Genomic DNA, 10,952 nt, shown 5'->3' on the forward strand with positions numbered 1-10,952 from the left:
ATTCCTGGTCACTGTCAATTCAATGACGTGCGAGTCCTTCTCACCATCTTTCCTCCGCTTGAACGTGGCAGATTGTTGCAACGCCAAGAGATCGGCAGCCCGATGATTAGGGATCATCGCCCCGCCTCCACGACACAAAAGAAAAGGGGCAGACCTTTCGGCCTGCCCCTTCGCTTTGATCAATCTGATCGTGAAAGATCAGAACTTCAGGCGCGCACCGATCGCATAGCGGCGGCCCAGCGCGTCGAAGGTCGACGGATAGGTGTTGCCGCTGTTGTACGAGGTCGAACCAGCGCTCGATCCGACGATCGGCGGGTCCTTGTCGAACAGGTTGGTCACGGTCAGCGTGAAGTCGAAGTTGTCGGTCACGCCAACGCGGGTCGCGATGTCGATGTAGTCGGCCGACTTGATGCGCGCGAAGTCGTAGTTGCCACCACCGAGGGCCGTGACCGGACCCGAGTAATATGCACCACCCTCTTCTGCGTCGAGCGGCTCCTGACGGAAGCCGTCGATGTGACGCCACAGCACCGAGAAGTCGACGTTCTCGAAGCTGAAGGTCGCGCGGCTGTTCCACGAGAACTCCGGCTGCAGCGAACCGGTGTACGAGCAGTTGACAGAGTAGAAGCCGACGCACTCACGATTGATCGAGGTCGGCGTCGCCTGGAACTGCGACCGGTTGGTCCAGTTGCCCTGGAAGCTGAGGTTCAGCTTCGCAAAGCCCAGGTCACGACGGTAGTTGACGTTGAGGTCGATACCGTCGGTCTGCAGCACACCCAGGTTCGACAGCACGCCGAACAGGCCCGGAGCCAGCGCCGGGAGACCGTCGAGGCCGCCGGTGACCGAGTTACGGCGGATGCTGGTGCAGGCCGCGCTGGTCGTGCTCAGGTTGTTGAAGCAGGCGCTGACGAGGTCGCCCACGGTCGGCGTGGTGATCGCGCCGTCAACCTTGATGTTGTAATAGTCGACCGCGAACGAGAAACCAGGGATTTGGTTCGGCTGGATCACCGCACCAACGGTGTACGAGTTCGACGTTTCCGGACGCAGGTTCAGGTTACCACCGGTGGTGATGTTGGCCTGACCCGAGGTCGGGTTCTCGATCGAACCGATCGTGCCGGCCGGTGCACCCTGCGCAAGGCAGACCGCACGCAGCGCCGCGTTGGTCACCGGAGCCTGACCCGCGCACGGATCGGTACCCAGGTTGGTCAGCACGGTGTTCAGCGGCGAGAACAGCTCGCTGATGTTCGGTGCACGAACCGCGCGCTGGTAGTTACCGCGGATCTTGAGGCCGTCGAACGGCTCCCAGCTACCGCCGGCCTTCCAGGTCGTGGTGTCGAACTTCGGCGCGGTCGGCGTCTTGATCTCGTAGCTGGAGTAACGGATGCCAGCTTCGAGGGTCAGGCTGCGGAAGCCCGGGACGTCAGCGACGAGCGGCGCGATGATTTCGCCGTAGCCCTCGTACACCTTGTAACCGCCGTCGATGTTCGGCGAGGCGCCACCGGCACCACCGAGGTCGTTCGCCTGGGCGAGCGAGTCGGCGCGCTGCGATGCCTGATACTCACGATATTCCGCGCCAGCTGCGAAGCCGATCGGCTCAGCTGCCCACGGGCTCGTGAAGCCCAGGTCGCCCGACAGAAGCGCACGCGCCTGAGTCAGGGTGGTGCGGACCGTGGTGGTGCTTTCCGCCGTCAGGTAACGCGTCTGCGCCCCGTTGATCGAGCCTTCCGGACCGAAGATGTTGACCGGAACGCAGCCCGAGCCAGCGCCGATCGACGCCGCGGTGGCCGGACGACCCGGACCCGAGGCAAGGCACGCCGTGGTGCTGGTCGCGTAGGCAGCTGCCTGGAAGCGCGAGTTCAGCGTGTAGTTCTGCGAGGTGTTGTCGAGCTCCGACTCACCATAGGCGCCCGACACGTCGAGGTTGATCGAGTCGGTGATGCCGAGGCGGATACCGGCCTTATAGTCGAAGATCGTCGTGGTGTAGCGGCCGATGCGCGGACCGACTTCCGGGGTACGACGCGACAGGTTCACGTTCGCGGTGCGGAAGTTCGGATCGTTGGGATCGGTCGCGACTGCTGCAGCGGCGCACTCGTTAGCGTCGAAGCGCGGCGTGTAACCGCTGACGACACCGTTGACGACCGGAGCGATGTTGAACGCGCAGATCTGGTTGCGCAGCGCGGTCGGCAGGTACGGGTTCGACAGCGGCACGGCGATCGGCACGCCGAACGAGCCCGACGGTGCGATGATCGTCTCAACGGTGTTCTTCGAGAACAGGCCGCGGCTGTACACTTCGATGTTGTCCGCCAGTTCATAGCGGCCAGCAGCGTAGATGTTGTACCGCTCGAACGGCGTCTGGAAGATGTTGAACGGGCTGAAGTTGTACGGCGCATAAGCCGCGACTGCCTGACCCGTCGTCGGGTTGATCTGGCGCAGCGAGCCGTTCAACACCGCGGGATTGGTGCTGGGCTGGCCGGTTGCCGGATCGATCGGGCGCGTGCCGGAGATCGTCGAGGGAACCGAGGTGCCCGAACCGGCGAGTGCCAGGTTGTTCGGCGTGAAGGAGTTCAGCGCGAGGATCGAGAAGTCGCGATCGCCCTGGTAGACCGGGTCGGCCTGCTGGTAGCCAACCGACAGAACCACGTTGCCGCGGCCGTCATCCATGTTGGCGCCGATGGTTAGGTCGGCACGGAAGTAGGCGCCATCGCCACGCTCGGTGATCTGGTTCGAGACATTTGCCTCGACGCCCGAGAAGTCCGAACGGGTGATGAAGTTGATCACGCCCGACACGGCGTCTGCGCCGTAGGTGGTGGCAGCGCCGCCGGTCAGCGAGTCGACGCGCTCAACGAGAGCGAGCGGGATGTTGTTCAGATCGACGCGGCCGACGAGGCCCGACGGGGCGATACGGCTGCCGTCGAGCAGAACGACGTTACGGAACGAGCCGAGACCACGAAGGTCGGCATAGGACGAACCGCCGTTGCCGTTGTTCACGGCCGAACCGATCGACGCAACGTTGCCCGGGAGGTCGCGCAGGACCTGCTCGGCGGTGTTGGTCTGACGCAGGCTAAGCTCTTCCTGGCCGACAACCGTGATCGGGCTGGACGCGATGAGGTTAGGGTTGCGGATCAGGGTGCCGGTGACGACGATGTCGCCGGTGGTGTTGTCAGCGGCCGGAGGAGCGGCGTCCTGGCTGGAAATGCCGGCAGCAGGCGCAGCAGGATCGTTGCTCTGGATACCAGTCTTCGGCTGACTTGCGGGATCGGCGTCCTGCGCGAACGCGGTACCCGACGCCATCACGGCGCCGACGAACAGCGTCGTCGTCAACAGGCGCGAACGAAGATTTGTGCGCATGCATTTTTCCCTTTTTGTTGCCCCGGTTTGAACCCGGTTTTGCGGCATTCCCAAATGTGCGATCGACCAAGACCGACCCACATAGGTCAACGGCTAGAGCGCTATTCATCCTGCCGCAATGTTTGCTCAACGCAGCTGCAACATTGCGGCGCGGGTGTAACAGGAAGGCAACAGTTTCCTGTCCGCCTTGTCCGTTTTCGCGACACACTCTATCCCCGAACAAGTTCAGGGAGATGCAAAATGGCACGGTGGGGCGTTCTGGTAGCTGGCGCGGGCGCCATGATGATCGCGGGAAGTGCTAACGCCGCGGAGCCGGACGTGGCCGGACAGCGCGTTCTTCAATCCTTTGCACAATGCCGCGCGTTGACTGATGCTGAGCAGCGGCTCGCCTGCTTCGACAAAGCGGCGGCTGCACTGGAACAGGCAGTAAAGGCGAAGGACGTGCGGATCGTCGACCGGACCGACGTGCGCAAGGCGCGGCGTTCGCTGTTCGGCTTCACGCTGCCGCGGATCGACCTGTTCGGCGAGCCTGATGCCGACGAGCAGAAGGAGGATTTCGCCGAGATCAACACGACTGTCGCGGCGGTGAAGTCGCTTGCCAACAATCGTGTCGAGATTCGGCTGGGCGATGAGTCGGGCGCAGTCTGGGTGACGACCGATCCGATGCCCTTCCCGCCCAAGCCGGGCGCGAAGATCCGTATCCGCAAGGGAGTGATGGGTAATTACTTCCTGAACGTCGACGGAAAGACGTATCGCGGGATGCGCGTGCGCTGACCGCAAGCGGGCCAGCGCACGCAGCATTCAAGGGCTGACGAGCGCTGGCAATACCGACGCGCGAATCGCCTGTTCGATGCGCTGCGCATAATAATCAAAGCCGATCTCCGGCGGATGAACATTGTCCGCCGCGAGATATAACGGCGCGTTGGTGATGCCCCCGGGCACCCCGGCGGCGTTGTTCCAGTGGCCCAGGACCCAGGGCGGGCTCGCCGTGCTGACCGGGACGAAGAAGGTCAGCGGGTCGTCGGCAGCGCGCACCGCTGCGGCCAAAGCCTGTTCTGTCGCGACGACGCCAGGCAGGTTGATCGAGGGAACACCCACGACGATGATCGGCGCGGGCGTGCCGGCCCGCAGCGCGCGCACCGTGGCCAGCGCCGCCGCCTCGACGGCCGCCGGCGCATACCCCGCGTCGTTGGTCGATCCCATCAGCAGCACGGCGTCGGGGAGAAGCGCCAGCGCCTGGGGCACCCGTTCGCCAAAAGTACGCAGGCCGCCAGCCGCACGGTTACAATAGCCGGTGCCGCCGATCGACAGGTTCCACGTGTCGCGCCACCCAAGCCGCTTCGCCAAAAGTTGCGCGATCGATCCGCCCGCTAGCCATGGGCCGTAGGACGAACCAGCATTGTAGCTGTCGCCGATGACGACAAGGCGCGGCTCGGCAGTTTCGGGCGCTGTGACGATTGCGGATAAACCGGCCTGGACACAGCCGAACTGGGCTGCGCTTTTCCCCGCCTCAACTTCATAATGGCGCATCCGCCGCCCGCTGCTGCCGCTCCAGTCGATCATCAGCCATTGGTCCTGCCCGCCGATCACCAGGCTGCCCGGCGAGAGATAACGTCCTTCGACGATCACGCGCAGCTGCGCCGAATTGGCGGGAAGAAACAGCGCCAGCCGATCGCCGTCGCAGCAGAAGGCGACCGAGGCGCCTGGGCACATCATGGTCCCCGCCTTCGCCTCGACAGTTTCCAGCGACCAGAAACTGGTGCGTAGCGGCGCGGGCCGCGCGCCGCGCACGGCATAGGCGCCCGGACAGGACGCTGGCAGCCAATTGGCGCCTAGCGCGGGATTGCTGCTCAACAGGGCGACCATTGGTGCGCCATCTCCGGGATCAGCGAGTCGAGCGCCCCCAAGAGACGTCCAGTAGAGGCCGCCTGCGCCATCCGGCTGATATTGCCCGTTGTGGCTGGCGGTCGGCCCCGGTCCGCTCGCCGGCGCGGTACCGGCGATCCCGCACATGTACCAATTGCCCCCGTTCGCGACCACCTGCCCCGCCGCATAGGCCGCGCCGGGTGCATAGGCCGGCGGTGCAAGCCATGGCGGCAACGTGGCCGGGTTACGCCCCGCCGCCATGTCTGCCGCGCGCAGCAAGGGCGCATGACGCACCGCCGCCCGAGTCGCGGCGCGTGCCTGTGTCGCCAGCCCCCGGGCGATCGGATCGTGGCCATTCATTGCGCCACCCGATAGGCCAGCGTGCCGCCGTGCAGCGCGACGGACAGGTAATAGGCCGCCCCCGCTTCACTCTCGCCCCCCACCGCTTCATTGGCGTTCGCACTATATCGCCCCCAGCGTTCGCCGGCGATCGTCAGCGGCAGCATCGTCGCCCCGCCATCGACCGATCGGAGCAGGTCAACCCGACCCTGCCAGTCGCCTGACAGGCTGAGCCAGATCGGCCGATCAAGCTCAGGCACGAACGGGCCCGCCACCCCGCTGGTCGCCATCGTTCCGGCCAGCGCGGCCGCCTCCGCCGGGCGACGCACCGCGCGCACCGGAAGCGGATTATCCGTCTGCACCGCCACCGCGGGCCCATCCACCGCGCCGAACGCCATCGCATATTGCGGCACGAACCCTGCCGGTACTTCCACTTCCGCCACCATCGCGCGCCTCCATTATGTTCGCGCTATGTTCTACATTGGACGGTGGCGTGTAGGACAGTCGCGATCAGGCGCGGTGCTGCTCGACCAGACGCAGGAGGTGGTCGGCCGCCTCGTCGATGCGAAAGCGGGTGGTGAAGCAATGCCGCGCGCGCCGGCCCATCAGCGCGCGTTGCCGCACCGGCAGCGCGCCGAAGCGGGCCAGCATCGCTGCCGTGTCCGCGGCCGTTGCGGGCGCCACCATCCCGGCGCCATCGGCCAGGATTTCACGCCAGATCGCCACCTGATCGCTGACCAGCACCGGCGTGCCCGCCGCCAGCGCCTCCGCCACGGCAATACCGAAATTTTCCTGATGCGATGGCAACACGAATGCCGATGCTCCGCGCAGCGCTCCCGCCTTTGCCGCGCCGGACAACATGCCGGGAAAGTGCACGCGATCCGCCACCCCGCGGCGCGACGCCAGTTCGCGAAGGGTCGCCACCAGCCCGACCTGATCCGGACCGGCAATCACCAGGTCGGTGCCGCGATCGTCCTGCGCGATGGTGGCAAATGCCTGCAGCAGCAGATCGCAGCCCTTCTTCGGGTGGATGCGGCCGAGAAAGAGCAGGAATGGGCGCTGGCCCAGCGCCGGGAGCAGACGGCGGAAGGCCTCGATCTGCGCGCCTGCGTCCCCAAGGGCCGCTCCGGCGCCATCGCCAGCCGGGTCGCCACTCAAACCCGGATCGATATCGCTCGTCCCATAAGGTGCGACCGCCGCGTTCACCCGCCAGGGACGAAACGCATTTTCCGCGCGGCGGCGCTCCTCCTCGCTGGTGAACAGCACCGCCTTCGCGCCGGCGAGCAGCGGCCCTTCCGCCCACCACCAGCTCACCTGCTTCCCAAGGTGCTTCAGCGGCATAGTCTGGCGGAACCAGGGATCGAGCATGCCGTGCGGAAAGACGAAATAGGGTACCGGGCTGCCCGCGAGCGCCTTGGCCGCCCCCCGCGCCGCGTAGCGCCATAGGCCCGAGACGATCACCGCGTCATAATCGCCCGCGTGACGACGCAGCCACGGCACCATCGCGGGGGCGTAGCGATACCGCTGTCGAAGGCCGCGGCCTCGCGGCGGACCCAGCGGCACGATCTGCCCGGGATAATCGGGCAGGTGAAGTTCGTCCGGAGGATCGAGCGTCAGCATATCCTGCCGATGCCCCTGCCGCGCCCATATTTCGCCAAGCCGGCGCGCACCCTCGATCGGGCCGCCCTCACGCGGATCGGCGCTGTTGATGATCCGCAGGATGCGCGTCATGCCGGATCGCCGAAGCGGATGTGCCGTGGGCGGATCGCCGTCGCCGGGTTGCCGCGATACACCGTCCACGGCGCCAGATCGCGCCAGGCACAGCCGCGCGCGCCCAGAACTGCGCCCTCGCCAACGGTGACCCCGGGGCCGACGAACGCCTCCGCCGCGACCCACGCCCGCGCGCCGATGGTGATCGGCCGCGTCTGCAAGGCAAAGCCGGCATCCTCGATATCGTGCGTACCGGCGCACAGATGCGCCCGCTGCGAGATGATCGCGAAGCGCCCGATGGTCACCTGTCCTATCGAATAGATGTGCGCGCCCGGCCCGATCGTCGCGTGATCGCCGATCGCCAGATTGGCCGGCGACCAGATACGCGCGCTGCCATAGATGTTGGCGGTCCGCGCGACCCGTGCGCCAAAGGCACGCAGCACGAGCCGGCGCCATTGGCGCAGTGGCGGTGGGGTCCAGCGTACCAGCAGCAGCCAAGCAACCGCCCAGCCGGCGCGGTACAGCCGATTGCGGAGCGGGAAGCTGGCGCCCCTCTCCCACAACGGCGCGGCCCGCGCATCATGCGGCTGCGTCATTCCTTCTGCCCCCTTGCTCCCCGGCCGGGACGCTAGGGCGCTCGCGCGGCCGGCGCAATTGCTCATGTTAACCATAATTAATGCCGTCGCGTGGCGCCCTCGACGGCTGCACGCCCGCCGCCTAGGCTGATGAAAACGGGGGGAGTGCTGGATCGCCGATGAGCGCGCTTGGCTGGCTATATCTGCTGGCGCTGGCCACACTGGGGGCGTGCAACTGGCGCTGCGCGCCGACCCATGGGTGCTCGCGATCCTGCTGCTGATCGCCGCCGCGGCGCTGCTGCCGCTGGCACGTGGCGAATGGCGCGTGTCGGACGGCCTTTACGCGATCATGACCGTTTATTTCGGCAGCGGTGCGCTGGTGGTGAAGACGCTCGCCGGCCAGCCGGTGCAAACTAACCTGCACGTGCCGGATCTGTCCGCCGCCTATCTCCTCGCCGGCTTTGGTTCGATCACCATCGGCTACGGGTTGAGCCAGGGACTGCGCCGGCCGTCGCGCTTCGCGCGCGATCTGCGCCGGGTGACGGGGCACATCCCGAACCTGCGCCGCTTCGCGCTGCCGGTCTTTGCACTAGGGGCAATGTTCCTGTTCCTGCAGACGCAGTTTCGGGCCACCGCGGTTGATGGCGGCTTCACCGCTGGCGGGTTCGGCGGCTTCGGCACCTTTTACCCGCTGCTGATGCTGGGCGCCGCAATGCAGGCCGCACTCGTCATCCGCCTGCCCGATCAGCGGCGGCACCGACTGGTGCTCGCGGGGATGGCGGCGGCGATCCTGGCGTTGACCCTGGCCGACAATACCAAGCGGACGCTCTTCGATTTCGTGTTCGTCGTGGCGCTGACGTTGGTGGCGCTCGATGGGCGGATCCGCTGGCGCTGGGCGGTCCCGACCGGGCTTGCCGCAGCGCTGGTCATCGGCCTGATCGTGCCGGCGATCCAGATCGTGCGCGCCGATCCGGCGGTACGCGGGCCCGAACGGATCGCGGCGACCTGGGCGGTGCTGCGCGCGCATGATTTCCAGCCCGCGAGCCTCGATGCGGCGCAGGCACGGATCGCGACCAGCTATCGCTTCGCGTGGCGCGACAGCTACGTCTATCCGCTGACCTGGAACAGCGAACGCTTCACGATGATCCAGCCGATCGACCAGGTCGCCCGCGCGATCGGAGAGCGCGGCGCAATGGGCGGCGCGGACCTGTGGCGCGATCCCGCCGAAACGCTGCTGCCCGGTTTCCTGATCAAGAAAACGCTGGTCACCGCGCCTGACCGGATCGCCTGGCATTACGGTTTTCGCGCACGGGGATCGATCGCGCTCCCAGTGGTGGGGCTGATCGCGAGCAGCCTGGCCGCCTTTGGCTTGGCCGGCGTGCTGCTGTTGCCGGGCGCGATCGTCGCGCTCAGCTTCACCGCGCTGGATTATGTCGGCGGGCGATTGCCGGGCAACGTCTGGGCGGTGTTCCTCCTGGCGGCGACCGCGTTTCTGGCGGAGCGCGAAGCCAGCACTACGCTGTCGTTCTTCTGCCGCAGCTTCCTGTTCATCCTGATCGTCGGCGGCGCGCTGTTGCTGACCGCGCGGCGGCCGCGTCGTGCAGACAACGAGGAGGGTTACGACCCGATCAGCGCGCGCAGATTGGCGACGAACGCCGGCCCGGAATAATCGCGCGCCACCCGCGCCCGGCCCGCCACCGCCATTGCCTGGGCGAGTGACGGATCATCCAGCAGGCGCTGCATCCGATCGGCCAAAGACGGAATGTCCGCCGGATCAACGGTGAAGCCGTCCACGCCATCGCGAATCACCTCCCCGCCAGCTCCAAAGCGCGATCCGATCACCGGCAGCCCGTTCGCCCATGCCTCCAGATAGACGATACCGAAGCCTTCCTTCGACAACGGAAGCGCAAAGACGCTGGCGGTCGCATTGGCGTGCGCCAGTGCCGCTGCACCCAGCGCCCCGGGCAGGTCGACACGCGCACCGACGCCAACCTCCTGCGCCAGCCGCGCCAGCTCCTCGCGCAGCGCCCCTTCCCCCACGATCGTCAGCCGCGCATCAGGCACCAGCGGCAACGCGCGGATCAGCGCATCAAGATGCTTCTCGCGCTCCCCCGCGCCCAGCCGGCTGACCGCCAGCACCAGCCGTTGCCGCCGCGCCGCAGGGGGCGTCGGCTCGGCCGGAAGGTCGACGGCGTTGGGGAACAGCGTGAACCGCGCCGCAGACAGCCCGAACGCCTCGGCCATGCGATCGCGCGAATACCCGCTAACGACCGCCACTTGGTCGATCGCGCCGCGTAGCATGGCCGGCTCCCAGCGGCGCACGCGGCGATAGGCGGGATCGCCCCATATCTCGATGCCATGCGCGAACAGGATGCGGCGTCCCCCCGGCCGCACCAGTCGATGAAGCAGCGCCAGCGGCAGCAGATTGACGTGCCCCAGCAACAGCAGGTCAGCCGTGGGCAGCAGGCGAAGCGCGGCGCGTGCGAATGCCCCCGTTCCTTGGTCAGCGCGCATCGCCACGTCGACGCGATTGTCCAGCGTCGCCAGCCCTGCGGCAACCCGGCGGTTGAACGCCTGAATGCCGCCATGACCGGTCGCGCTGATGCCGAGGAACACGATCCGGCGATCATCGCGGGGCCTAGCCATCCTGCCGCCGCCGCGCTCGCACGCAGATCACGATCATCGCTAGGTGCGCGCCGAGCATGGCGAGCGCCAGCCCGCTCAGCCCGAGCCGTGGCGCGAGGAGCCACGCCAGCGCCACACCCGCCCCCGCGACCACCGCAAAGCCGATGGTGAGGCGAGAATGCCGGTTGATCGCCGCCACCGGGCTGAACAGCGCCGACCAGATCATCTCCGCAGCGACTGCCATTGCCAGCCATGTGAGGAAGGGCTCGGCGACGCGCACGGCATCATGCGTCAGCACCGCGACAATCGCGGGCGCGATCAGGATGATGGCAACGGCATAGCCAAGCGTCGCGACCAACGTGACGCCGACATGCCAGCGGAACAGCGATGACGCAGCCTTGCGGTCGCCCTTGCCATGAAGCGCGGCATATTCGCTGACCACACTGTTGTTGATCATGTTGATCCCCGCCGTGCCCAGTCGCGCCACGGTAC

The 10,952-nt window shown here is 66.9% G+C and carries 8 protein-coding genes and 1 pseudogene; 2 read left to right on the forward strand and 7 right to left on the reverse strand.

All coding sequences use genetic code 11. From position 1 onward, the window contains the following. Positions 1-198 precede the first annotated feature (198 nt). Positions 199-3,345: a TonB-dependent receptor gene (locus K0S66_RS14190; protein WP_301076126.1), complete on the reverse strand. Its 3,147-nt coding sequence runs from the start codon at positions 3,343-3,345 to the stop codon at positions 199-201. Between the two features lie 240 nt (positions 3,346-3,585). On the opposite strand from K0S66_RS14190, the gene K0S66_RS14195 reads away from it, so the two are divergent. Further along, positions 3,586-4,119 (forward strand): hypothetical protein, encoded by a 534-nt coding sequence (locus tag K0S66_RS14195; RefSeq protein WP_301076127.1) that lies wholly within the window; start codon positions 3,586-3,588, stop codon positions 4,117-4,119. A gap of 27 nt (positions 4,120-4,146) precedes the next feature. Here the strand turns inward: K0S66_RS14195 and K0S66_RS14200 are convergent, their stop codons facing one another. The 4 genes from K0S66_RS14200 to K0S66_RS14215 all read right to left on the reverse strand — a co-directional run bounded on the left by K0S66_RS14200 (position 4,147) and on the right by K0S66_RS14215 (position 7,856). After that, positions 4,147-5,571: an SGNH/GDSL hydrolase family protein gene (locus tag K0S66_RS14200; protein WP_301076128.1), complete on the reverse strand. Its 1,425-nt coding sequence runs from the start codon at positions 5,569-5,571 to the stop codon at positions 4,147-4,149. Then, the gene (locus K0S66_RS14205; protein WP_301076129.1) at positions 5,568-5,996 is read right to left on the reverse strand and encodes a hypothetical protein; all 429 of its coding nucleotides are present in this window, start codon (positions 5,994-5,996) and stop codon (positions 5,568-5,570) included. The genes K0S66_RS14200 and K0S66_RS14205 overlap by 4 nt, the downstream gene beginning before the upstream one ends. 64 nt (positions 5,997-6,060) lie before the next feature. After that, on the reverse strand, positions 6,061-7,281 hold the full coding sequence (locus tag K0S66_RS14210; protein ID WP_301076130.1) for a glycosyltransferase: 1,221 nt from the start codon (positions 7,279-7,281) through the stop codon (positions 6,061-6,063). Beyond that, on the reverse strand, positions 7,278-7,856 hold the full coding sequence (locus K0S66_RS14215) for a putative colanic acid biosynthesis acetyltransferase (protein ID WP_301076131.1): 579 nt from the start codon (positions 7,854-7,856) through the stop codon (positions 7,278-7,280). Before K0S66_RS14215 ends, K0S66_RS14210 begins: the two co-directional genes overlap by 4 nt. A gap of 208 nt (positions 7,857-8,064) precedes the next feature. Between K0S66_RS14215 and K0S66_RS14220 the strand changes: the two genes are divergently transcribed. Then, the gene (locus K0S66_RS14220; protein WP_301076132.1) at positions 8,065-9,504 is read left to right on the forward strand and encodes a hypothetical protein; all 1,440 of its coding nucleotides are present in this window, start codon (positions 8,065-8,067) and stop codon (positions 9,502-9,504) included. Here the strand turns inward: K0S66_RS14220 and K0S66_RS14225 are convergent. Continuing rightward, complete coding sequence (locus K0S66_RS14225; RefSeq protein ID WP_301076133.1) at positions 9,453-10,481, reverse strand: glycosyltransferase family 4 protein; 1,029 nt, start codon at positions 10,479-10,481, stop codon at positions 9,453-9,455. The two genes, K0S66_RS14220 and K0S66_RS14225, sit on opposite strands and share 52 nt — an antisense overlap. Next, positions 10,474-10,952 (reverse strand): annotated as a pseudogene (locus K0S66_RS14230) (hypothetical protein); the annotation flags it as partial. The pseudogene K0S66_RS14230 and the gene K0S66_RS14225, both read right to left, overlap by 8 nt.

It is taken from the genome of Sphingomonas sp. (assembly GCF_029239295.1).
In the GTDB taxonomy this organism is placed as follows: Bacteria; Pseudomonadota; Alphaproteobacteria; order Sphingomonadales; family Sphingomonadaceae; genus Sphingomonas.